Annotated in this window: 22 protein-coding genes and 1 riboswitch; of the genes, 12 read left to right on the forward strand and 10 right to left on the reverse strand. The window is 54.0% G+C overall.

All coding sequences use genetic code 11. The features are described 5' to 3' along the window. Positions 1–59 precede the first annotated feature (59 nt). Positions 60–863 carry a hypothetical protein gene (locus WMW72_RS00395; protein ID WP_341413425.1) on the forward strand — a complete coding sequence of 268 codons (804 nt, stop codon included), beginning with the start codon at positions 60–62 and terminating at the stop codon, positions 861–863. Positions 864–1,135: 272 nt separating this feature from the next. On the opposite strand, the gene WMW72_RS00400 is transcribed toward WMW72_RS00395, so the two are convergent. Together WMW72_RS00400 and WMW72_RS00405 are read right to left on the reverse strand one after the other, a co-directional pair. Next, positions 1,136–1,333: a cold shock domain-containing protein gene (locus WMW72_RS00400; protein ID WP_054796811.1), complete on the reverse strand. Its 198-nt coding sequence runs from the start codon at positions 1,331–1,333 to the stop codon at positions 1,136–1,138. Positions 1,334–1,404: 71 nt separating this feature from the next. Further along, positions 1,405–2,130: a methylase gene (locus WMW72_RS00405; RefSeq protein ID WP_341413426.1), complete on the reverse strand. Its 726-nt coding sequence runs from the start codon at positions 2,128–2,130 to the stop codon at positions 1,405–1,407. Between the two features lie 277 nt (positions 2,131–2,407). On the opposite strand from WMW72_RS00405, the gene WMW72_RS00410 reads away from it, so the two are divergent. The 7 genes from WMW72_RS00410 to WMW72_RS00440 all read left to right on the forward strand — a co-directional run bounded on the left by WMW72_RS00410 (position 2,408) and on the right by WMW72_RS00440 (position 10,631). After that, complete coding sequence (locus WMW72_RS00410; RefSeq protein WP_341413427.1) at positions 2,408–2,641, forward strand: low molecular weight phosphatase family protein; 234 nt, start codon at positions 2,408–2,410, stop codon at positions 2,639–2,641. A gap of 282 nt (positions 2,642–2,923) precedes the next feature. Then, positions 2,924–3,721 carry a TerC family protein gene (locus WMW72_RS00415; protein WP_341413428.1) on the forward strand — a complete coding sequence of 266 codons (798 nt, stop codon included), beginning with the start codon at positions 2,924–2,926 and terminating at the stop codon, positions 3,719–3,721. Between the two features lie 181 nt (positions 3,722–3,902). Continuing rightward, on the forward strand, positions 3,903–4,082 hold the full coding sequence (locus tag WMW72_RS00420) for a hypothetical protein (protein ID WP_341413429.1): 180 nt from the start codon (positions 3,903–3,905) through the stop codon (positions 4,080–4,082). A gap of 235 nt (positions 4,083–4,317) precedes the next feature. After that, complete coding sequence (gene pepF / locus WMW72_RS00425) at positions 4,318–6,108, forward strand: oligoendopeptidase F (RefSeq protein WP_341413430.1); 1,791 nt, start codon at positions 4,318–4,320, stop codon at positions 6,106–6,108. A gap of 85 nt (positions 6,109–6,193) precedes the next feature. Next, complete coding sequence (locus WMW72_RS00430) at positions 6,194–6,526, forward strand: LapA family protein (protein WP_341413431.1); 333 nt, start codon at positions 6,194–6,196, stop codon at positions 6,524–6,526. Positions 6,527–6,663: 137 nt separating this feature from the next. Beyond that, positions 6,664–7,995, forward strand: a complete 1,332-nt coding sequence (locus WMW72_RS00435) for a sensor domain-containing diguanylate cyclase (protein ID WP_341413432.1) — start codon at positions 6,664–6,666, stop codon at positions 7,993–7,995. A 119-nt stretch (positions 7,996–8,114) separates the two neighbouring features. Beyond that, complete coding sequence (locus WMW72_RS00440; RefSeq protein ID WP_341413433.1) at positions 8,115–10,631, forward strand: beta-propeller domain-containing protein; 2,517 nt, start codon at positions 8,115–8,117, stop codon at positions 10,629–10,631. Positions 10,632–10,830: 199 nt separating this feature from the next. Here WMW72_RS00440 and WMW72_RS00445 read toward each other — a convergent pair whose 3' ends face one another. Then, positions 10,831–11,679, reverse strand: coding sequence for a DUF92 domain-containing protein (locus WMW72_RS00445; RefSeq protein ID WP_341413434.1), 849 nt, complete (start codon positions 11,677–11,679; stop codon positions 10,831–10,833). A 141-nt stretch (positions 11,680–11,820) separates the two neighbouring features. Between WMW72_RS00445 and WMW72_RS00450 the strand changes: the two genes are divergently transcribed. Then, positions 11,821–13,005 carry an HD domain-containing phosphohydrolase gene (locus WMW72_RS00450; RefSeq protein ID WP_341413435.1) on the forward strand — a complete coding sequence of 395 codons (1,185 nt, stop codon included), beginning with the start codon at positions 11,821–11,823 and terminating at the stop codon, positions 13,003–13,005. Positions 13,006–13,085: 80 nt separating this feature from the next. On the opposite strand, the gene WMW72_RS00455 is transcribed toward WMW72_RS00450, so the two are convergent. The 4 genes from WMW72_RS00455 to WMW72_RS00470 form a co-directional block, all read right to left on the reverse strand. Continuing rightward, a complete protein-coding gene (locus WMW72_RS00455; RefSeq protein WP_341413436.1) occupies positions 13,086–14,657 on the reverse strand; it encodes a stalk domain-containing protein in 1,572 nt (523 codons plus the stop codon). A gap of 140 nt (positions 14,658–14,797) precedes the next feature. Further along, positions 14,798–15,103: a hypothetical protein gene (locus WMW72_RS00460; RefSeq protein ID WP_341413437.1), complete on the reverse strand. Its 306-nt coding sequence runs from the start codon at positions 15,101–15,103 to the stop codon at positions 14,798–14,800. Positions 15,104–15,220: 117 nt separating this feature from the next. Continuing rightward, the gene (locus WMW72_RS00465; protein WP_341413438.1) at positions 15,221–15,853 is read right to left on the reverse strand and encodes a fumarylacetoacetate hydrolase family protein; all 633 of its coding nucleotides are present in this window, start codon (positions 15,851–15,853) and stop codon (positions 15,221–15,223) included. An 88-nt stretch (positions 15,854–15,941) separates the two neighbouring features. After that, positions 15,942–17,522 (reverse strand): CapA family protein, encoded by a 1,581-nt coding sequence (locus WMW72_RS00470; protein WP_341413439.1) that lies wholly within the window; start codon positions 17,520–17,522, stop codon positions 15,942–15,944. A gap of 153 nt (positions 17,523–17,675) precedes the next feature. Here WMW72_RS00470 and WMW72_RS00475 point away from each other — a divergent pair, with 153 nt between their 5' ends. Together WMW72_RS00475 and WMW72_RS00480 are read left to right on the forward strand one after the other, a co-directional pair. Next, a complete protein-coding gene (locus WMW72_RS00475; RefSeq protein WP_341413440.1) occupies positions 17,676–18,425 on the forward strand; it encodes a metallophosphoesterase family protein in 750 nt (249 codons plus the stop codon). Positions 18,426–18,551: 126 nt separating this feature from the next. After that, entirely contained in the window at positions 18,552–19,766 is a 1,215-nt protein-coding gene (locus tag WMW72_RS00480) for an MFS transporter (protein WP_341413441.1), read from the forward strand. A 127-nt stretch (positions 19,767–19,893) separates the two neighbouring features. On the opposite strand, the gene WMW72_RS00485 is transcribed toward WMW72_RS00480, so the two are convergent. Next, positions 19,894–20,541, reverse strand: a complete 648-nt coding sequence (locus WMW72_RS00485; RefSeq protein WP_341413442.1) for an O-methyltransferase — start codon at positions 20,539–20,541, stop codon at positions 19,894–19,896. Positions 20,542–20,673: 132 nt separating this feature from the next. On the opposite strand from WMW72_RS00485, the gene WMW72_RS00490 reads away from it, so the two are divergent. Further along, on the forward strand, positions 20,674–21,867 hold the full coding sequence (locus tag WMW72_RS00490) for a THUMP domain-containing class I SAM-dependent RNA methyltransferase (protein ID WP_341413443.1): 1,194 nt from the start codon (positions 20,674–20,676) through the stop codon (positions 21,865–21,867). Between the two features lie 386 nt (positions 21,868–22,253). Here the strand turns inward: WMW72_RS00490 and WMW72_RS00495 are convergent, their stop codons facing one another. Then, complete coding sequence (locus tag WMW72_RS00495) at positions 22,254–22,553, reverse strand: hypothetical protein (RefSeq protein ID WP_341413444.1); 300 nt, start codon at positions 22,551–22,553, stop codon at positions 22,254–22,256. A gap of 95 nt (positions 22,554–22,648) precedes the next feature. Then, positions 22,649–22,741, reverse strand: a riboswitch (cyclic di-GMP riboswitch). Between the two features lie 96 nt (positions 22,742–22,837). Further along, positions 22,838–24,070, reverse strand: a complete 1,233-nt coding sequence (locus tag WMW72_RS00500; RefSeq protein ID WP_341413445.1) for an MDR family MFS transporter — start codon at positions 24,068–24,070, stop codon at positions 22,838–22,840. Between the last annotated feature and the right edge of the window lie 134 nt (positions 24,071–24,204).

Below are 24,204 nucleotides of genomic sequence, written 5' to 3' on the forward strand. Positions count from 1 at the left end.
TTGCTGGTGCTTTTTTTGTTGTCCGCGCGTCTGAGTCTATCCCTTAAGGAGGGTTTGAAGTGGGTAAACCATTCATTGCATGGACGGTAGCCGTGGCGCTGGCTGCTTCCACACCGTCAGCGGCTGCCGCCGCGACCGTTATGACCGATACCGTCAAGACAGCGCTGGAGAAGACGATTGCCGGGGCTGACCGGACGCAGGCTGACAAGCTCAGCTCTCTGTACAATGAGCTGTTGTCCGCTCAGAGCCAGGAAGAAGAATGGAGCGCCAAGATCAAAGCCTTAAGTACACAGAACAAGGAATCGCTAGCCTCCATCACCAAGCAAATCAAACAAATCGACGACGCCAAGCTGGATAAGCTGGAAGCCGACGCGGTCCGTACACGAGAGCGCTACGCCCCGCTGCTGGCCCACTACACCCTGCTGAATAAGCAGCTCGAAGCAGCCAGGTCCCTGGGCAGCAAAGAAATGAGCCGCATGCTTAGCCTCCAGATCAACACGTTAAAAATCCCTGTGCAGCTCGCCCGGCTGAACATCAAGTCCCAAGATGCTGCGTGGAAGGCGGGCAAAGAGCAGGCTGCTAAGACAGCCAAAAAAGTCCGCGCCCAGCTGGGTGATCTCGATCCCATCCAAGCGCAAATCAAGGCCAAACAGGGAGCAGTCAAAACGATCGAATCCGGCGCGGCTCCGGTATGGAGTTCTTTCAAACAGGCTGTGAAGCAGAAGGACGCCAAAACCGCTCAGAGCACCCTCGCTTCCATCGTATCGCTCTCCCGCCAAGTGAATGAAGAAAAGAAACATATCCATAGCCTGGAAGCCAAAATCACCAAGGTTTTGACAGCAGCCAAAACCCAGTTGCCCTGAACATAAAAGCAGCACCTGTGCGTCTCTCTCCAGTTCCTCCTGACTCCATACACTCCCTTAACGCAACGGGGCTTCGCTAGAAACCAGCCTGTCGCTATATGGATTCGCTAACATCTGACACAAAAAAGACGGTTTCCTGGAAGCGGAGCTTCCAGGAAACCGTCTTTTGGCCTGAATTCGTTTTGTTGTATGCGGCAGAAGACAACTACCCAACGATATATGTTTTTCAACCCGGTGGCTTGATGCCTCGGGCATCGCAGTTAGTGTTATTCTTACAGCTTGATTACGTTAGCAGCTTGAGGACCACGGTTGCCGGAAACGATTTCGAACTCAACCGATTGACCTTCTTCCAACGTCTTGAAGCCATCGCCTTGAATAGCGGAGAAGTGAACGAATACATCGTCGCCGCCTTCAACTTGAATAAATCCATAGCCTTTTTCTGCGTTGAACCATTTTACTGTACCTTTCAATGAAAACAACCTCCTAGATGTATCGCCATCAAGGGCGAATAACAAGATTATAGCATCAGCAAACGCATAAATCAACTTGATCGGGCTGATCTATACGTCAGGCGAAGCACGTTTTTAGACCCCGGAATGAAGGGCAAATCGGACTCCAAAATGCTTGCTTGGACCCCTTCTTCTGCTAACTCAGCCAGCAGTTCGTCCAGATGAGGGTAGCGTTCCGAGCGGAGCGATGAAAGCGGGTAAATCCGCACTTCCCCCTCCTTGCTGCACACCCTGAGCAGCTCCCGGACCGCGTTCAGATGAAACGTCCGGTCAAACTGCCCATCGTATAAAAATAAAAAGTGGCTGACAAGCACAAGCGAAAAAGCAGCGTCCGGATATGGCAATTCTGGCAATAGCGCCCGGGTGTATATCCCGGTTCCTTGGCTAGCCCGGTAGTGAGTAATAAATCGGTTCAGCGAAGCTTCCCGGCCTAATCGATGCTGCTCTAGGCTGCCATAATAACTCCAGTCGTACTGTTCCCGGAGGGCTTCCAGCTTGGAGGTGGAAACAGCAATCTCCTTATGGCCATGCTCCTCGATCGATACGGGACCCAGCGCATACATCGGGTCCGCTGCTCTTGCGTCGCAGCCAAGGCTGCATGCTTCTGCTACGAATGACGATGCTCCCGACGCCACATCCAGGACCGGCCCTGCTTGGAGCAGCTCCAGCTCCAAGGCAAACATCCTGCGGTACTCCTCAAATGACCTGCATGTCATCGCTACGCCTATCTGTTCATAAGGCTTCAAACTTTCACTCATCTCTGCTGCACGCTCCTCGGCTCATCTATTGTTTCTCCGGCTCCCATAAGCCCTATGGCTCATGCTGGAGCTTAGCAGGATAATACCATGGATGCGCCGCTCGTTCAACCTAAATTTTGGAATTCAATCTGCTTCCATTTCGGATGATTTCGCTCTCCCACCCCTGCTCTGCTCCCCTCTTGAGCCTTGCAATTCCCTGGCATGTGCGGTATGATTCGCCCATAGGCCGAGTCATCCGCCTAACGAATTTTTTAATTGAAGAGAGGTTCCTTTACACGTGATCAAAAAACATACGATATTCAAAAGAGATAAATGGAATATGGTGACCGTCGAAGTAAATGGCAAGCAGCTGATTCTCCGTGAAATTACGGATCAGTGGGGCGAAGAATGCCGTACCTTTCTCAGCCGTCCCGAGATGATGCATTGGGCACAAGAGCGCTTCGCTCCGGGCCGGTTTGACGGCACGGAGGAAGAGGCTGCACAGATTATGGAAGCTTTCCGTCAGGTATAGCCGTAATTTCCGCTTCTGGGGGCTTGACTTCAAGCTTGTTTAATGTCTATAATGAAGTCAATTACATAAGATGTCCTCCAAAGGGGAGTAGCTGTCACAGTAAAGTCGTCAGTTCGGATTTCTAAACAAAATCCCGGCTTTATTGGCAACGAATTCGTTGTTAGCAAGACCTTTGCCTATGTTTCATGGGTAAAGGTCTTTTTTGTTGGTAAAAAGAACCTAACCCGGCATGGTATAGGTTCATTTTTATGTAACCATCATGATAGTGAAGGAGTGAGGACTATGGATTGGTTATCCGCATCATTTTTGCTCGCATTACTGAATATCGTTCTGATCGACCTCGTACTGGCGGGAGACAATGCCATTGTAATTGCTCTGGCAGCCCGCAACCTGCCCAAGGAACAGCAGAAGGGTGCTATCCTGTGGGGGACCGTCGGAGCGGTTGTCATCCGGATCGTGGCTACACTGGCCGTTGTCTGGCTGCTGAAGCTCCCTGCTCTGCTCTTTATCGGAGGCATTGTGCTCATCTGGATCGCCTACAAGCTGTTAGTGGATGAGAAGGAGCATGATATCACGGCTAAGCCTCGACTCACGGATGCGATCCGCACGATTATTATTGCCGATGCCGCTATGGGCTTCGACAATGTCATTGCGGTAGCCGGTGCGTCTCACGGAAGCTTCACGCTCGTCGTGCTCGGTCTGATCATCAGCGTACCGATCATGGTATGGGGAAGCACGCTGTTCATCAAGCTGGTCGACCGCTTCCCGGTTATTATCTGGATCGGATCTGCCGTTCTGGCCTATACGGCAGCCAAGATGATGACAGAAGACCGCTTCGTAGCTGATTACTTCCATGCCAACCCGGTCGTGAAATGGATGATTGTCGGCGTTGTGGTCATCGGCGTACTGGCCATCGGTTACCTGAAGAAAAAATCCTCAACGACTGTTCGCATTACGGATACCGGTTCTCTCGCCATCCCCGAGGGTCTGGAGAAGGTAGCTGATATTCAGCCCAATGATAGCTTTACCGCAAGCCGCGATAAAGACGGACGGCTCGTACTCGTGAAGTCCAGAAGCTGACAAGCTCTAGAGCTCGAAGCTTCGGGCGAATAACATAGCTGACAAGACCACCTCAACCGGCTTTCCACCTGGGAAGCCGGTTCTTGCTGGTTTACAAGATGCTTGCACTTCTAAAGAGGAAAATCCGAACAAACGGCGAACCTTATAGGGCGAACGTTAAAGTTCGAAAGGGGGAGCATTCATGAGCAATGGAGCAACTATTATTACCTTCATCATCCTGTCCTTCTCGCTTTCTCTGATCTTAATCATGAAGAAGGATACGCTGCCTGCCAGCGTCAAACGGCCGCTTGCCCTGCTCGCGCTGGTGATGATCTCTTTTTCCTTCGTGCTGATGATTTTTTCATTTTTACAGCAGGTGTAGAGATCTGGATAGACTTACGTGAGTGGAATCCCTATACTAATATTTAAGCCGCGCTCCGGTCATACTAAACCACATGTTTCCAGACCGATCCTTTTTTTCTATGGAGCGTGAGCGTATGCGTTGGTTCCCATTATGGCTTAGCGGCATGCTCGGCCTGGGTGTGCTGGCTTCGGCCACAGCCTGGGCAGATCAAGGACCCAAGTCCCAGTCAAATTCAATAACAAGGAGGGCACCCATGAGTCAGGTATTGAAACGAAACGAAGTCCCTGCCGAGCACCGTTGGCAGCTGGAGGATTTGTTCCCGAACCAGGAGGCATGGAACAAGGAGTACCAGAATGTACTGAACAAGCTGAAGGATGTCGCACAATTTCATGGAAAGCTCAGCGAGCCTTCCGCGATCAAAAGCTGCTTCGAGCTCGAAGATGAGATTTCCTTACATACGGAGCGTCTGTACGTCTACGCCAACATGAAGCATCATGAGGATACGGCCGAACCTACCTATCAGGCGCTGTCCGATAAATCCAAAAAACTGAGCGTCGAAGTGAACGAAGCGACCTCCTTCATCTTTCCTGAAATTTTAAGCCTGTCGGACCAGCAGCTCGAGCAGCTTGTCGCAAGTCCCGAGCTGAGCTTCTACAAACGGACGCTGGAGGAAATGATCCGGCAGAAGCAGCATGTGCTGGGTAAAGGCGAGGAAGCGCTGCTGGCTCAAGTCGGCAATCTCTCCCAGGCGCCGGGAACGATCTTCGGCATGCTGAACAACGCCGATCTCAAGTTCCCCAAGGTGAAAAATGAACAGGGCGAGGAAGTTGAGCTGACGCACGGAAGCTACATCCAGTTTCTCGAAAGCCGGAACCGCGATGTACGTCAGAGAGCCTTCCAGACCGTATACGAGACATACGGCAAGCAGAAGAATACGATTGCCGCTACGCTGGCCGCCAATGTGACCAAGAACATTTTTTATTCCAAAGTGCGCAAGTATCCCTCTGCCCTGGAGATGTCTCTGTACGGGGATAATATCGACAAGAGCGTATACACCAGCCTGATCGATGCCGTTCATGAGTCGCTGCCGCTGATGCACCGTTATATGGAGCTGCGGAGAAAGCTGCTCAAGGTCGAAGAGCTGCACATGTACGATCTGTTCGCTCCGCTCGTCGAGGAATACAAGATGGATATTACCTACGAGCAAGCCAAGGCGAAGGTCAAGGAAAGCCTGCAGCCTCTTGGGCAGGATTATTTGAATGTGCTCCAGGATGGCTTCGACAATGGCTGGATCGATATCTATGAGAACGAAGGCAAGCGCAACGGGGCTTACAGCTGGGGGGCTTACGGCACGCACCCTTATGTGCTGCTTAACCATAAAGACAACCTGAACAGCATGTTCACCCTGACCCATGAGATGGGTCATGCGCTCCACTCTTATCTATCAGACACGAATCAGCCTTACCGCTATGCCCAGTATACGATCTTCCTGGCTGAGGTGGCTTCGACGCTGAATGAAGCGCTGCTGATGGATTATATGCTGAAGAACTCCACCGATCCGAAAGAAAAAATGTACCTGCTGACCTACTACATGGATCAGTTCCGGACAACAGTATTCCGCCAGACGATGTTTGCCGAGTTCGAGAAGATCATTCATGAGAAGGCCGAGCAAGGCGAATCGCTGACTCCTCAGCTGCTTAGCGAGGTTTATTACGGCTTGAATAAGCTCTACTACGGCGACAAAATGGTCGTAGATAAGGATATTGAGATGGAATGGGCACGTATTCCCCACTTCTACAACAGCTTCTATGTCTACAAGTATGCAACAGGCTTCTCGGCGGCGACCAGCTTCGCCAAGCAAATCCTAGATGAGGGCGCTCCTGCTGTCGAGCGTTATCTCGGCTTCCTGAAAAGCGGAGGCAGTGATTACTCGATCAACATCCTGAAGCGGGCCGGCGTTGACATGTCTTCGCCAGCGCCGATCAAGCAAGCGATGAGTGTATTCAAGGGACTGCTGGAGCAGATGGAATCGCTCGCCAAGTAAGTGGGTAAGAAGGCTGAGACCGGCTCCCGGGCTCAGCCTTTTTGCCTGCTGCATGTCCACAATGACCATAACGGAGTGAAGATGAATGAAAGCCCAATGGATGCTGATTGTTACCTTGATTTTCGCCCTTATTACCGCGATATTCGCTGTGATTAACGTTGAACCGGTACGGGTTAATTTTATGTTTACCCAAACCGACATTCCCTTGATTCTTGTCGTGTTGGGCTCTACACTGCTGGGCGGATTGATTGCAGCCTTCCTCGGGCTGATCCAGCAATTCAAATTAAAGCGGGTGGTCCGCCAGCTGGAGAAAAGAATCGCCGAGCTGGAACAAGAACGAAAATCCGAAGCAACCGAAAGCCTTCCCGCGGCATCACCCGCCCCCGGTACCCCGCAGGGAACGGAATCGGAAATTTAAAGTAGATTAACCCAATATCAATTTTTCTTTAAGGGTACAGGATTAGGAGTTTTTACATTGATGAACTTGCCGATTTTCCTTAAAATAGGATTATCAATGGCACAAATGCTACTTTGTGCAGGAAGGGTGCCTACATCATGAGCGATGCACAGGCGTTGGATGGCGACAGACATTTGAATCAACTGGCTTTTCAGCGCGCGGTTTCGGGCATGGCCTTTATTTCCGCAGACGGTATCTTCGTCTCTGTGAATCCCTCCTTCAGCAGCCTGTTAGGCTATGAGCCGGATGAACTGATAGGAGTCCATGTGCAGGTGTTAAACGAGAGGCCCGAGGTCTCGGTTGCATCCGTTTCCCCGAGCTGGCTAGCCTATTACACGCTGGAGACTCCGTCCGAGATGCGGCTGTCCGACCGCAATGGCTCCACCGTATGGGCGAAGGTCAGCGTGTCGGCGCATGAGCTCGCCGGGGAAAAGCCGGGGTCTCTCTTATATCTGATGCAGCTGCAGGATATTACGGAGCGGAAGCGTGCACAGCTCGCCGAGGCTTCGCTGCGTATGAGCGAGCAGATGTACCGAGCCATCACCGAGCACTGTACGGACATTATTTCCAAGCATTCTCTAGACGGGCTGTACCTTTATGTTTCTCCCTCGGTCCAGACGATGCTGGGTTATGAGCAAGAGGAGCTGGTAGGCACCAGCATCTATGATTATTTCCATCCCCATGATTTGCAGCTTATGAATACCGCCGTCGACGAGCTGGAATCCCGCACGGCACTCAAGCTGCCTCCCTACCGCATGCGGAACAAGGAAGGCGACTATATATGGCTGGAAACCCATCTGCGCGTCATCGAGGCGGCGGATGAACATGGCCGGGAATTTGTATGCGTATCCAGGGACATTACAGACCGCAAGAATACGGAGAATCAACTGCGGAAGACGAATGCACTGCTGCAAAAAATATCCTCGATCGATGCCTTGACCGGAGTAGCCAACCGCCGCAGCTTTGACGAAAATTACGCCAAGGAATGGCGCCACGGCCTGCGTTTCTCTACCCCATTATCGATTATTCTGCTGGATATCGACTATTTCAAAAGATTCAACGATAATTACGGCCATCATGAAGGGGATATCTGTCTGAAGCAAGTCGCAGAGGCTTTGAAGCGGGCTGCCAAGCGTCCGGGCGACCTGATCGCACGCTATGGCGGCGAAGAGTTCGTCATCGTACTGCCGATTACGGACGAACGCGGAGCCGCCTATGTGGCCGAACAGCTCCGCCAGGAAGTGGAGCTGCTGCAGATGCCTCATCCCAGCTCGGATGTTTCGTCCTTTGTCACAGCCAGCCTAGGGCATTCGACGATCATTCCCACCCGTGACCTGCCGCCACGGGAGCTGCTGGTCCGCGCGGACCGTGCCTTGTACCAAGCCAAGCAGGAAGGCCGGAACCGTTCGCGGGCTTTTGGCCACGGATAAGCTTACCGAGCTGCTCATCCCGTCAGGGTTGAGCTTTTTTTGCGGCCAGCCGGAAACAAATATGACCGAGCTTGCGTCATTGGATATAGAAGTAAATAGTCAAAAGGAGGGAATGAACCGTGAAAAAAAGCCGAAAGCTTATTGCGTTGGCGCTCGCTCTCGTGCTGCTGATAGGCGCCACACCTGTGGACACTTCAGCAGACTCTGAAGAAGAGCTCGCTTTATCGTTAAACGGACATCCGGTCCGCTTCGAGCTCCCGCCGCGCCTGGTGCAGCATACAATGATGGTGCCCTTGCAGGAGGTTTCGGAAGCGCTCGGGGTCCATGTCGCCTGGAACGAAGCTTCCCGGACGGCAACTGCCTCCAAAGGGAACGCATCCATCCGCTTGACCTTGGAAAGCACGAAGGCTTATAAGGGCGAGACCGAGGTAAGCCTGCCGGTTGCTCCGGTTATGCAAAGCGGAAGCCTGCTTGTTCCTTTAAGGTTTTTCAGCGAAGCCTTTGACTTCCATGTGTACTGGGATGCCAGCAGCCGCAAGGTCAGTATCGCTGACGCGGACCAAAGCCTGCCGACCATCGGCTCCGTCGCACGGCTGGAGGAGCTGCTGAAGGAAGCCGAAGCCGGACTGGGAAGCGGCATATATCCGCTGAGCCTGACAGACCAGTCGGCTTTCATGAAAGCTCCACAGGCTGTACCGGCAGCTACTGAAGCCAAATCGTCAGCCGCTCCGTCCTCCGAAGCAGGCTCTGCGTATTCTACAACCAATGTCCAAGTAGAAGGCGTCGATGAAGCTGACATCATCAAGACAGACGGGCAATTCATCTACCAGGTCAACCGAGAGCGGGTCATCATCACAAAGGCTGTACCCGCCGAGAGCATGACTGTCGTAGGAAGCGTTTATTGGGCAGACCCGGCATTCTCTCCGCGTGAGCTGTATGTGGACGATAAGCATCTGATCATTGTTGGAAGCGGCAGTCATCCTGTAGCCTTCCACCCTGTCGGTATCGGCTCTCAGGCTCCAGACAGCTTGGATTCCGCCTCAGGCGCTGCCATTCCAGCAGAGCCTGCTGCTCCAGACAGTCCGGTACAAGTTCAACCCCTGATGATCCAGTCCAAGCGAATAGGAATTCCTTCCCCCCGACAGCGCATGACGACCAAGGTGCTCGTGTACGAGCTTGCAGATCGCAGCAACCTGCAGACCATCCGTCAAGTGGAGCTGGAAGGCCATTACATCTCGTCCCGCAAGGTCGGCGATGAGCTGTACCTGGTCACAAGCAAATCCTTCCCTGCATACGGATTGCTGCGTGATGGAATCCAACCGGCGGAAAAGGAAACGGCTGCATCGCCTCCCTCTTATCGGGATTCGGTGCTAGGAGATGCCTTCCAATCCATTGGCTTGGAAGATGTGCGCTACTTCCCCAAAGCCGTGGAGTCCAACTACCTGCTGATCGGAGGCCTTGATCTCTCCAAGCCGGCCAAGGGCATGCAAGTAACCAGCTACCTGGGTCCCGGCGGTCAAGTCTATGCTTCGACCTCCCATCTCTATGTGGCTGCCAGCGAGAATGAGGTTGTTCCGGCACCTGCTCCGGCCGTTCCACCAGGATCGGGCGGCAGCTCGCCGAGTCTGCTGCCGCCCGATTGGGAGCCCTCACGCCTGGAACAGAAAACCGCCGTCTACCGGTTTGAGTTCAGCAACGGTGAGGTCAGCTATACGGGACGCGGCAAGGTACCGGGACACCCGCTGAACCAATTCTCCATGGATGAATATGACGGATATTTCCGGATTGCCACCACGAACGGCGATATGTGGCGCAGTGATGAATTTGCATCCAAAAACAATGTATATGTACTGGACGAGACGATGTCGGTCACAGGCAGACTGGAAGGCCTCGCCCCGGGCGAGCGCATCTACTCGGTCCGATACGCGGGCAAGCGCGCCTATATGGTCACCTTCCGCAACGTAGATCCGTTGTTCGCACTCGATCTGAGCGACCCAAAGGCACCTGCCGTGCTCGGCCAATTGAAAATTCCGGGATATAGCGACTACCTTCACCCGTACGATGAGAACCATCTGATCGGATTTGGCAAGGAAGCCGTAGAGGTACCTGCCAAAAGAAAGGGCAACCCAGGACAGGAGGCACCTATCGCCTATTACCAAGGGATGAAGATCGCCCTGTTCGACGTATCAGATCCAACTCAGCCGAAAGAGCTCTTCAAGGAAACGATCGGAGATCGTGGAACTTCCTCGGAGCTGCTCGATAATCATAAGGCTCTGCTGTTCTCCAAGGAAAAAAACCTGCTTGCTTTCCCGGTCACTGTGATGAAGGTGCAGGATCCCTCCGCTGCGAATCCCAGCTCATATGGTCAGTTCGCCTATCAGGGCGCTCATGTCTACAGTCTCGATCTGCAGCAAGGCTTCCAGCTGCGGGGGAAGATAACCCATCTGACAGCCGAGGACTTATCCAAGGCCGGCAATGGCTGGTATCAGAGCGACCGGAACATCGAACGTCTGCTGTATATCGGAGACATGTTATATTCCGCGTCCCCTGATCGAGTGAAAGCCCATCGCCTGTCGGATCTGCAGGAGACGGGCTCGGTCACACTTCCGCCATGGACGCCCAGGCCGCGATACTGAAAGCAAATAATCGCTGGTATGAACCTGCCCCCTGAGGTACAATATACAGACTACTGTTCTCAGATGGAGGTACTCGAGGTCCATGGTTAACACTATTATCGTGATCGCGATCGTGATTTGCCTGCTTGTGTCCGCATTGACGATCTACATGACAACCAAGTCCTACTCCCGCAAATTCTATGAAGAAAAGGAAATTGACTTATCGCAGGCTGAAGAAAAGGATGCTCATCACGACGCAAGCCAATCCGCCCGCCATTGAGCTTAGCGCATTAACCGCGTCATTGTTCATCCAGGTAAATCCTCTGATCCGAACCGCCGCTGCATCGCAGTGGCGGTTTTTCTCGACCTCCTGGCCGCACTTGCTGCAGCGGTACATCACCTGGAATACGGCTCCCAGCCAGGAATCCGCCAAGGAACCGAGTAAGCCGCCCAGGATCCCAAGAACCAGCAGCGCCAAAAGTCCCATAGCTGATTCCGATCCGCGGAGGGTATCCGGAATCAGAAGTGACAAGCCCCAGGCGGCGGCGCCTATGAACAAGCCGCCCGCTGCTGATGCGGTGAGTCCGAGTGGTGTCACGCCGCCTGACGTGCCAGGCTCCACCGTCTTCCCATTGATGATGGAGCGAGGCTTCCCCCTGCTGAGGCCCCCGATCTCCGTTGCCCAGGTGTCCGCTGTCACCGTCGCCATGACCCCTATATAGGCAGCCCACCAGAGCGTATGGGGCCATATCGCATTCGCCGCGCACAGCAGCAGACCGATTCCCCCGTTAGCGAGCACCTGCCCCGCATCCCGGCGGCCGCCCTTGGCGTAGCCGAGCTCGGCCTCGGCCTTCTTGCTCTTCTTCCACTTGGACAAGATTGATGAAGTGACGAAAAAAGCGATCAGCGTCCCGAACCAAGGCGCGCTTCCGAGCGCGTACATCGCGGTACCCATAACGATCGCTGCTACAGCGCCGGAGGCGGATAATGATTTTTTCCAATAGGCCGCCCCTGCGATCACCAGGCTTCCGATGAAGCCAGCTATTCCTTCTACCCATGCTTGTGACATCCTGCATCCCCCTTCGCAAGTTATCTGTCCATCTGGCGGCCAAAAAATGTTACTCCGCATAGCAAGCTCTTATTTACAGACCTAATAGGATTATAATATCATTTGACTAGATGTTAAATGCATGTCGAGGAGTGAAACGTCGTGTCAGTGGATAACGATAGAGGCGAACTACGATTCAAACACGACCTAGAACCTCAGGAGATGCTGCGGGTTATTTTCGACTATGCTGCCAAAATCGCCAATGAACGGCGTCTGGACAATCTCCTGATGCTTATGGCCGACATGGGACGGGAGATGGTGGTCTCCGACCGCTGCACCGTATGGCTGCTCGACCGACAGAAGGATGAGATCTACTCCACGGTAGCGCACGGCGTACCTCCTCTTCGACTGCCGAGTATGGCCGGGCTCGTTGGACATGCCATTCAATCCGGTCAACCGATCTTTATAGAGAACGCTTATACAAATCTAGAGTTTCAAGAGGTGCTGCAAAGCGGCGCCATCGCGGTAGACAAGCAAACCGGTTACCGGACCAAAGCGCTGATGGTCATCCCTTTCCGCAACAATCAGGGCGAAATTATGGGAGCGTACCAGGCTGTCAATAAGCTTACCCGCGACGAAGTATTCTCCGGACGCGATCTTGAGCATCTGACGCTGGCCGCAGCTTACGCGGGCAAATCGCTCGAATCGGCACTATTGACCGCTGAAATCGAGGAAACTCAGAAAGAAATCATTTTCACGATGGGCGCAATCGGCGAAAGCCGCTCCAAAGAAACGGGTAATCACGTCAAGCGAGTCGCGGAATACTCCTATATACTGGCGCTCGGTCTAGGGATGAGCACCGATCAGGCGGAGCTGCTCAAGATCGTATCGCCTATGCATGATATCGGCAAAGTTGCCATCCCGGACGACGTGCTGAAGAAGCCCGGCAAGCTGACGGAAGAGGAATTCGCCATCATGCAAACTCATACGACTATCGGCTACCAGCTGCTCAAAAACTCCAATCGCAGCCTGCTGCAAGCAGCTGCCATCGTAGCGCATCAGCATCATGAGAAATGGAACGGACGCGGTTATCCATCCGGCCTGCGGGGAGAAGACATTCATATCTTCAGCCGCATCACGGCAATTGCCGACGTATTCGATGCTCTAGGCAGCGAACGGGTATACAAGAAGGCGTGGGAGCTTGACCGCATCCTGGACCTGCTCAGGGAAGAGCGCGGACAGCATTTCGACCCGCAGCTCGTCGATGTCTTCATGCAGCAGCTGCCGGCCATTCTGGCCATCCGTGAGCATTATGCGGATATTATGCCTGAGGAGACAGCCAGCTAGTGTACATATAACAAATAAAAGGACATCCCTTCATTCCAAATGAATCGGGATGTCCTTATTTGTTCTTGGTACCGCAGTTACTATTTCAGCTTTTTGATAATCTCGGCATGGGAAGTATTTTCTTGCTTCAACTCCGCGTCGTACCGGTTTTTGGCCTGGGTCAGCTGGAACTTCAAGTTCTCCACCTGCTGCTGAGCCGCTCCCTTGCTTTGGATCTCGAAGATGAGCTTATGTACAGCATCCAATTGCTTCATAACTTCTTCCCGAGCTGCTTCTACCGCCTTGCCCGGACTGCTTCCCAGCGATGCCAGCTTGGCTTGAAGCGAGGCTTGCTTCGTATTTGCGTCCTTCAATGCTTTGTCATAAGCGGCCTGACTTGCATACATACCAGGGTTGTCTTTCCGGATTTGGGACATTTGATCTTCCAGTGTCTTCTTGTTGGCATCATACCGGTCCTTGATGTCCTTCACAGCCTTATCATGCCGGGTGTTCTCCTGCGTGATGCCGGGAGACTGCGTAGGTGGCGTCGTATTGGGAAGGTCTCCCGCGTCCTTGCCGACATTCACTTTACTGATCTGCACATCGTTCACATATTCGCTGACGGAGAGCAGGTTTCCCTTGGAGTCATAGTGACGGATGACTCCGTTTTTGAGATTATTCTGGAAGTCGCCTTCGATTTTTTCTCCCTTGGAGGTCGTATAAGTACCTTTCCCTTCACGTTTCCCGTTCAGGAAGTTCCCTTCGTAGCTATCTCCGTTTTTGTATACCATCTTGCCTTTGCCGTTAGGCTCCCCGCGTTCGAATTCGCCGGTGTACTTATCCCCATTCTCTTCCGTTAACGTTCCGCTTTCGCGCTCGCCTGCGGCGAAAATTCCCGTGAAGACCAGCTTGCCGATGTCCGAATACTGCTTGCCTGCACCACTGAGGACGCCATCCTTGATTTGCCCGTCAAAGGAGACTTTGCCGTTAGGATGGTAGGTTTTGTACTTGCCTTCCGACGGTACGCCGCCAGCCATCGTGCCATCGAAAAGCAGCTTGCCTCCGGCATCGACCAGCTTACCTTTTCCTGCGGGCTTACCGCCTGCCATTTGTCCGGTGTAAATATCCCCGTTCGGGTAGGTATAGGTTCCTTTGTCCGGGTTCCCCTTCGTAGGAGGGCTTGCTTCTTCAGGGTCCTTGGGAGGAGTGCCTGTACCAGGATTGGAGCCTCCAGGCGAAGAGCCTGTCCTCAGATAGATCCTGCCATTCTCGCCGTCCCAAACGACTTCTGCTCCGCTCGCTTCTCCAACAAAGCGCAGCGGTACGAAGGTATTACCCTCTACCAGCCTCGGAGCGAGATCCAGCTCACTCTGCTGGTTATTCACCGAAGCTTCCAGTTCATCGATAACCAATTTGATATTCAGCCCGTTCCGACTGCCTGTAACAGTCCGGGTTGCTTCATCCCAGCCGATGGTCAGACCGAGCCGCTCGAAAATCGGTCGGAATTGCACCAGGGTCGTCCCGTCCTCCAGGATAGGGGGGACTTCAAAGGAAACCGGGTTCCCGTTGAGATATACCGGAATAGTCTGATTTTCTGCAGCAACCGCACCAGGCCATGCCAAGGGAAGGCTCAATAAACAAATCGACATCACTCTATACCATCTTCTCATCATCCGATCGCTCCTCGAACTTTGCCTTCATTTCCATTTTACAGGACATTACAAATTTTGTCGAAGCTTTCGTTCGTTTTGAAGAACAAAAAGGACACCCGAAGCATGGCGTCCTGCTGCAACCCGTATATAGTCCCGCAGAATCAGTGCGGAGCCGCCAGCTTTTTTACTTCTTCCATCGGCATTTCCAAAGTTTCGGCTATTTCTTCTGGCGTGAAGCCCTTTTGGAGCATCTTCCGGACAGCCTGCCCGATGCCTTTCTCCAATCCTTCCTCTACCCCTTCTTCATAACCCCAACGTTTCCAAGCAGGCATAAGCTCCATCAGCGCTTCCCCCTCCTCTGGATATTGTTCTCTCAGTTCAAGAAATAATGATTCTTCTTGTTCTTTATTCGGTTCGAAATACATATCGGCAACGGACATGATCAAGGCTAGCCGGGCATTGTCCATTCTATCCTGCCTTTCCGAATGAAAATAACTCCACCACCTCAAATATACCATATATAACAAATTATAGATAAAAAAAGCTCAGAACATGATGTCCTGAGCTTTGCCTTACCTATTCGCTTAGCCGAGCTTCGCCGTGAAGCTGCCAAGAACCTGGTCATCCCACAGCAGCTCGAACCGATCGCCATCCTTCACTGCAGCTACGCCGGCGGGCGTTCCCGTATAGATCAGGTCGCCTTGCCCGAGTCCGTAATGAACGGCGATATAGTCTACGATAGTCTGCAGGTTGAAAATCATCTCCGAAGCGCTGCCCCGCTGAACCTCCTGCCCATTGCGCTGCAGGCTAAGCTCGATAGTTTGCACAGCCTCGAAGCCAGGGAACGCGACAGGCTCCGTGATCACGGCAGAGCGAAGGAAGCCCTTTGCCGGCAGCCATGGATAACCCTTGCTTTTGATCACTGACTGCACATCCCGCAGCGTGAAGTCGATGCCAAGCGACATCTGCTCTACTAATTCGTCCACGGTCATGCCAGGGGAATAGTCGCGCGCGATGTGCAGAACCAGCTCGGTTTCATAATGCACCTCGCCCTGATCTCCCGGCAGACCAACCGGACCGCCGTCCGTCACCGTCAAGGCATGCGTCGGTTTGGTGAATATCATCGGCTCCTCGGGCACGGTATTGCCCAGTTCTGCGGCATGAAGCCCGTAGTTTCTTCCTACACAATAAATATTGCGAATGCTGTGCTTGTCCATAAGGTCAGCCATCCTTTTCTCGTCGGCGGATCATCGGTTGGCCACGATATCCGGCTATGTAGTAGTGAATCAGACTTGCCTGAAGACTTTAAGGCGTGGAACCGCCAGAAGGCGGGGATTGCTTCCCTGTAGAGGACGACTTGCTCCCTTCGGAAGTCTTGCCTGCAGCCTTGTCGCTCTCTTTGGTATCCTTACCCTTGTCCTTATCCCCTCCGGACTTGCCGCCTGGCTGTTGGGGCGTCTTCTCCTTATCCTTCCCCGTACCAGCGGAATCCGCAGGCTTTTTGGTTCCCTGCCCTTTACTGCCTTCGGCAGGCTCGTTCTTCTTGGCGTTGTCCGTAGTTCCCTGGGCAGGCTTGTTTGTACCCGTGACGCCCGACTCCTTATTAACCGGCGGCTTGTTTACCAGTGGCGGAAAAGTATTCACAGGCCCCAGAGCAACGACGCCTTCCCCATTTATTTTGGCATTAATCGAATTACGCGTCAATTTCTCGAAAAGCTGCCGCCCCTGGTCCTCCACCATCCGGATCGGCTGTGCCCATTTCGTTAAAATCGGTACGAGATCCATCTCGCATTTGCGCTCCTTCGTACAGGTGGCGTTCAAGATTAAGCTCTCCCACGTTTCGGGAACATCGTTGGTCGTAAAGATAAAATTTCCGAGACTGTATGCGACCCACTTGCCCTTGTACTGCTCGAAGCCCTGCAACACATGTGGATGGCTCGCGATGACCAGATCGGCACCACTATCAATAAATTCATGAGCCAGATCGGTCTGCGTCTTCACCGGACGGGGATTGCGCTCCTCTCCCCAATGAGCGATCACCACGACAAGGTCGGCCTCCTGGCGGGCCTTGGCAATCGCCTCGAGCGACAGTTTATTGGAATGGGCAGCGGCGAGGCCAGGCTTTTTGGCGGTCGCCAGCCAGCTTACTTCGGGAAGCACTCTGGTAAACCCGAGAAAAGCAACCTTCATCCCCTGATGCTCCACAATGGCATACTTGTAGGCTTCCTCTGCATCTCGTCCGGCCCCTACCCGGATAAAGCCCTGTTCATCCAAATGATCAAGCGTATCGAGCAGCCCCTCCTCGCCATAGTCCATCGAGTGGTTGTTGGCCAGATTCACGACATCTACCCCCGCCTTCTTGAGCTCAGGCAGAGCCAGCGGCGAAGAGCGGTAGACGTATTCCTTGGTCTGTGCACTCCCCCGGGTTGTAATCGGCGTCTCCAGATTGGCAATCGTAATATCAGCCTTCTCCAGATAGGGCTTGACGTATTTAAACGGATAATCATAACCGTTCTTGGTCAGCAAATCCTCCACCTTGCCGGCGAACATCACATCGCCCACGAAGGTCATCGATACCTTGTCGGCCTGCTTGCCGGTCTCCGGTCCGGACTGTGCAGGTTTTCCTTCGTCATCGGCCTGTTTATCCCCAGTCGTCGTACCTGCAGGCTGCTGGAGAGCGGATGAGGCGGCAGGAGGTTTGGGCGAGGCGACCGGGGACTCCGCCACAGCGCTTCCTTGCGGCTGACGCGTTTCGAGCCATTGAATCAAATAAGCGAACGCCCCCATCGTGATGACCGACAGCAGGGCAATTTTTATCCCTAACGTCTTGCGATCCTTCTTCTGTTTTTCCGTCTTGCGCTTCTCTGTGCGGGATTCTATCATCATCTACTCCTTTACCGGGCTTACAGCAAATCAAGCTCTATTATATCAAATCGGACATGCCCGGTCATGAGCAATTGTCCCAAATATCTGTACGGGACGCCCGGCTGTGATATAATAACTCAGCCGAATCATACCTACATAAGAGAAGGTGAGCGCATGGAGAAACTCGCAGTAATCGCAGATATTCACAGCAATGTAACAGCACTCGATGCTGTGCTGGACCATATCCGGGCATGCGGAATACGCCGGGTCATTTGTCTGGGAGATCTGGTCGGCAAGGGGCCGCAGCCCTCGGAGGCCGTCGACCGCATCATGGAGACTTGCGAAGTGACTGTACAAGGCAATTGGGACCACGGCATTGTCCGTCCTCAAGAGAAAGGAACCGCCCAGTGGCAGAAGGATAGGTTATCACCTGAGCAGCTCGAATTTCTAGACGACCTTCCCTTCTCTTACGATATATACCTAAGCGGCCGCAAAGTCCGGCTCGTTCACGCGTCCTCCGACAGCGTATATCACCGGGTCACCCGCAAGGCCGGGAAGAAAGAAAAGCTTGGATTTTTCGAAAATACTGCGGCGACAGGTCCGTTCCTGGAAACGGATGCAACGCCGGATATCGTCGGATACGGGGACCTGCATGTTCCATTCATGCAGACCTTGAAAACCAAGAGGAAGGGCGGCCTGCTGCTGTTCAACACCGGCAGCGTCGGGGCTCCTTATGACGGCCTGCCTCAGGCTTGCTATGCTGTACTTGAAGGGGAAGTCGGGGGACGGAAAGATGCTCCGTTCAGTCTGCAGTGGGTGCGGGTTCCCTATGACGCGAGGCGCGCCGTAGCGATCGCCGAGACGGTTGGGCTGCCGGAGCTGGAGCGCTTCCGCTACGAGCAGCTGAGTGGGCGGGAGCAATAGAAGACGGCTCTACAGCCTGCGTCTGACCAATGAAGACGCAGCCGCCGGAGTAGAGGCCGCTGAATGGTGAAAAGCTAGACATATAACGTTGAGATCTCTAGCGGACACGGAAAGAAGGAGAACAGCTTGGCTCGATGGAAAATCAACTTAATCGTACTCTGGACAGGACAATTTCTCGTCATGGCAGGCATGACGATGATTGTGCCCTTCTTGCCGTTATATTTGCAGGAGCTCGGGATGCACGACGAGCATGAGGTTGCGCTGTGGGCCGGGATGATTTTTGCCGGCAACTTCGTTACGTCATTCCTTGTCCAGCCGTTGTGGGGCGGGCTGGCAGACCGCTACGGCCGCAAGGTCATGCTGTTGCGCTCCGGCTTCGGAATGGCCATCGTCATGGCGCTGATGGGCTTCGCAGGAACCGCCTGGCATCTGCTGCTGCTCCGTATGCTGAACGGCACGGTATCTGGCTTTGTCCCTGCAGGCGTAGCGCTGATGTCAGCCAATACGCCGCGGGAGAAGATGGGCTTCGCGATGGGAACGCTGCAGTCGGGAGCGGTTGCGGGCTCGATTCTTGGTCCGTTTATGGGCGGACTGATGGCGGAATGGGTCGGGTTCCGCCCGATCTTCTTCATCACGGGTGCACTGCTGTTCGCCGCTTCCATGCTCGCTGCCTGGCTGGTAAAAGAAAAGTTCGATGCCAAAGAAGCTGCCAGCAGACCGAGGCAGTCCATGCTCGCGAGCTTCAACGAGCTCCGGCTTACCCGTCAGCTGCCGTCGCTCTATGCCGTCACCTTCCTGATCCAATTCTCGCTGCTTAGCGTCCAGCCGCTGCTGCCCCTATTCGTTCAGAAGCTGCATGGCCAGGATGCTATGCTCGCCTTCTATGCCGGAATGGTCGGTTCCGTGACCGGACTGTCCAATATGGTCGCCTCGCCGATTCTCGGGCGAGTAGCTGACCGGATCGGTCCCGAGCGCATCCTGATCTTCTGTCTGGTCGGCGCCGCCATCGCGTCCGTGCCCCAAGCGCTCGTGCACAATGTATGGCAGCTGTTTGCGGCCCGTTTTTTTCTCGGCATCTTCCTCGGCGGGCTGCTCCCGACGGTCAATGCGCTGATCCGCAAGCATACGCCGTCCGGCATGGAAAGCCGCTCTTACAGCTTCAACTCCAGCGCGCTAAGTCTCGGCAACATGCTCGGACCCGTCGTCGGCGGAGCCGTCTCAGGTATCATCACCCTCCAGCAAATATTCCTGTTCTCCGGCGTGCTGCTGCTGATCAATGCATTTTGGGCCAATCGTTCGCTGGCGCCTATACGCAGTGAGGATTCCAGCTCCATTCCTTAATATAATTCGCACCAGACTTAGGATCTGACGTAATTCTTATCCATGACAGCAAACACTAAAAGCCCCGCTGTCCGCAGAAGCTTGGCTTCTACGGGCAGTGGGGCTTATGGCTCTCTTCTTCCGCTCTCTAGCTGCTTTCCTTCACTCTAGCGATAGCAAGCCCGTCATAAGCGGGCAGCATAACGCTGTCCAGCCGCGGGTCGGTAGCGATCCGCTCGTTGAACTCTCGCATTCTCGCAACCGCATTGCCCTGTTGGCTAGCATCCGTCGTCTTGCCGCGCATGAACGTATTGTCGCCTACGATCAGAGCTCCCGGGCGGGCCAGCTTCAGCGCCCATTCCAGATAGTTCGGATAATTACCCTTATCCGCATCGATGAAGAAAAAATCGAACTTCCGCCCTTCTTCCTCCAGCTGGCGTAAACTATCCTGTGCATCTCCGACCCGGTACTCTACCTGGTCGCCGAATCCCGCCATCCGCAGGTTGGCATGGGCCAGCTCTGCATACTCAGGTCTCAGCTCCAGCGATACGAGCCGGCCGGACTTGTCCAGTCCACGGGCGAGACAAACTCCGCTGTAGCCGCCGAGCACCCCGATCTCCAGCGCATCCGCCGCCCGCATGGACTTCACCAGCAGCGTCAGCAGTCGGCCGTACCCCGGGACGATCGAGATATCCCGAATCCCCTGCTCCAGGATGGAGGCAGTTACTTTATTCAGCACTTCATCCGGTCCAAACAAGCTCTCCGCGTATTGCTCTTGCGACACTTCATTCGTCATCTGCTCCAGCTCCTTCTCATCCCTTGCCTAGCGTCCTGTCGTTGTATATTCACCAGGAATCGCCTATACTAGTTTATTGTACGGCTTTATGTAAGGCCGTTCAACTCGTTTAATTCGGAGTGAACAACGACTATGTCTTCATCTTCACCTATTCAATTGATAGCAACCTCGCCGATGGGACTCGAGGCCGTCGTAGCACGGGAAGTACGGGAGCTCGGGTACGAGCAGGTCACTGTCGAGAACGGCCGTATCAACTACACAGGCGACCTGCTGGCGATCTGCCGCTCCAATCTGTGGCTGCGCACATCGGACCGCGTCCTGATCCGTATGGCCCAGTTCGAAGCGCGCTCCTTCGATGAACTGTTCGAAGGCGTCAAGGCGCTTCCGTGGGCAGACTGGATCCCCGAGGACGGCGAATTCCCGGTCGAGGGACGTTCCCATAAATCCCAGCTATCCAGCGTCCCCGCTTGTCAGGGCATCGTCAAGAAAGCCGTGGTCGAAAGCATGAAGCAGCGCTACGGCACAGAGTGGTTCCGCGAAACCGGAGGTCGCTACGTGATCGAGGTGTCGTTGCTGAACGATATCGCCACGATTACACTGGACACCACCGGCCCCGGACTGCACAAGCGGGGCTACCGTAAGATCGCGACCGAGGCTCCGCTCAAGGAAACGATGGCCGCAGCCATGGTGCTGCTCAGCCGCTGGCAGCCTCAGCAGCCTTTGTACGATCCGTTCTGCGGCTCAGGGACCATCCCTATCGAAGCCGCGATGATCGGCTGGAACCTGGCTCCGGGGCTGCGCCGCAGCTTCAATGCGGAGAGCTGGCCGATCATCGGCGAGGAGCTCTGGGAGCAAGCTCGCGAAGAAGCCTATGATTCGGTCAAGGACGATATCCCCCTGCAAATCGGCGGCTCGGATATCGACGGAGACGCGGTCGAGGTTGCGCTCGCCGCAGCCAAGTCAGCTGGTCTCGCCAAGGACTTGACGTTCAAGACGATTCCCGTAGCCAAGGCATTGCCTGCCGGCGAATATGGCTGCATCGTGACGAACCCGCCTTACGGCGAGCGGCTTGGCGATCAGAGCGAGGTCGAGAGGGCGCTGCGCCAGTTCGGTCAGATGTACAAGCAGCTCCCTACATGGTCGAGCTATCTGTTAAGTCCGAGCAAGCAGCTTGAGCATTACGTCGGACGCCACGCAGACAAGAAGCGCAAGCTGTTCAACGGGCGTATCGAGTGCAATCTGTTCCAGTTCTTCGCACCGGGCGGCCTTTACGGCTGGCGCAAAGACGGAGAGAAGCAGGAAGCAGCCAAAGACAGCGACAACTAGCATTCGGTTCTATTAGCAGCCTGAGCAGCTACGGAACTCCACGCAAAAAGCCTTCATCTCCCGGAATTCCGGAGTCACGATGAAGGCTTTTTGCTTATTTTCCATTCGCACACTATTTACCCTCGGCACACGCAGCGCTAGGCCGACCCGAGCGTCTCCCTGGAATACGGCCTGATTGTCCGTACGCTTAAGCTCGCTGGAGTGATGATCGAGCCACAGTCCTTGCTAATCCTTGGATGTACAAATGATAATCTTTGCTCCCTCAGGATACATTAGCTCCCCGGCATTCACTGCAATAACAAAAACGACCCAGCCACCGGCAAGCGGCTGTTCCCAGACGGAATGGACTCTGCAAGTGACGGGTCGATGGACATGCAGAATTCGGATCAGGCGTGATTCAGCTTTTGCGGCTTGCACATCAGATAATCGAACAACGGAAGGAACAGATCCTGATCGGCTTCACATTGGATGGACAGCTTGACTTTGCCCTCCCAATAGAACGTCAGCATCTGACGGCTCCGTCCACGGATCATCTCCACGTCCCAGCTTGGGGCGGTCAGGTCGTACACCTCATTGTTTACGAACAGCCGCGGGCCTTCCTGAGACAAAAACACGCCGATAAAATCGCTACCGATCTTTGTATAAAAGCCTTGTTTATTCATAATACTGCGTTCCTGATTCAACATCGGTTTAATCCTCCTTGCTGTTTACGCCAAAACGACTCCCCGTGTTCAGGCACAGGAGTCGCTTTCTGAATATCGTTCAGGAATCGCTCCGTTCCTTCGGTAGCTGGCTGGCATCGCGCTTCCTTCATGCGCCTAAGCCCCTGTAGCTTTGCGTCCGCAGGCTTTCGCCTGGTTTGCCCTTATCGAGTACGTTCAATCGTTTTACCGCTCAACATTCTTTATTAAGAATAAAAGATCAGGACCTTTGTATATATAATTCTTTATGACTATTTTCAGGAATTATGTCAGGACTTTCGAATTATTTTGTGGAATTGAAATCCTTTCCAATATAAATAAAGTCCTGCCAGCGTAACTCCTGCGATAGTCGCAAACATAGGTCCTCCCCCCCACTCCGCCAGCAAGTAGCCTCCCAGCACAGGCCCGATAAAATGGCCGAGATTGGAGAATGATTGCGCGCCGTAGTAAGTCCCGCGCATGCCGTCAGGTGCGAGCCGGTCGATCAGCACATTGGCCGCCGGATAATTTAGAACTTCTCCGATCGTAAACACGAACATCGACAGCAGGAACAGCAGCGTATTGTCTGCGATCGCATATCCCAGATCACCCAGCGCAAACATGGCCCCGCCCGTCACGATGGCCGTCAGAGGCCCGCGCTTCTCCGACCAGCGCGTCAGCGGCACTTGCAGCACGACAACTGTCACCGCATTGAGACTCATCAGCCATGCAAACAGCATAGCTCCGTCTGCTACACTCTGGGACACATACTGCGACAAGGTGGCCATCATCTGGGAGTACCCGATAGCGGCAATAATCCCTCCCCCGATGTAATAACGGAAAATTCGGTCTCTCGCAATAATCTTCCAGGCTGAGGCTACGGTTGCGCCTGTGCGGGTCTCCCCTTCGATCTTGGTAATCCCGAATACGTTCAGCAGGATATACAGAATCACCGTGTACGCCAGATAGATGCAGGAGGTGATCAGGAACGGCAGCCATGCCTCGAAGGCACCCAGGAAAGCGCCGAGAAGCGGGCCCACCGCTACCCCGATATTGATCGCCAGATAGCGCAGGGAAAACACCCGGAGCCGCTTCTCCTTGGGCGTAACATCCGCCATTAGCGCCTGAGATACGGGCTCGTACAAGGAGCGGCATAGCCCGTTCAGCATATTCAGCAGCATGAAGGCAATCGGGGCCTTGGCGGCTGCAAATCCCCCGAAGACGACGACCCAGCCGACCAACGCCACCATCATGATGACCTTGCGTCCCAGCCGGTCCGACAACGCCCCTCCGATAAATCCCCCGAACGTTCCCGCGAGCGAACCCAGACCTATGATCATCCCGATCAGCACCGGGCTGAGATCGGACTCCCGCGATAAATAGATGGCCAGGAAGGGCATGCTCATGGAAGATGCGGTGCGCGCCAGTACAGTACCTACGAGCAGCACATGTACGATGGGATGGTAATCTTGCCAGAACCGTGTTATCCGGTATCGGCTATTGCGGAACATCGATTCCAGCATTAGGTAAAACTCCTTTTATTAACCTAGGGTAAAATACATACAGTGACTTATTATACATCATGCCTGCCATTACCGATAGACTATTTCTATCTTTACATGCATGCCAAAAAAATCCCCGAAAGCCTACGCCTCGG

The organism is Paenibacillus filicis (assembly GCF_038070315.1).
GTDB lineage: Bacteria > Bacillota > Bacilli > Paenibacillales > NBRC-103111 > Paenibacillus_G > Paenibacillus_G filicis.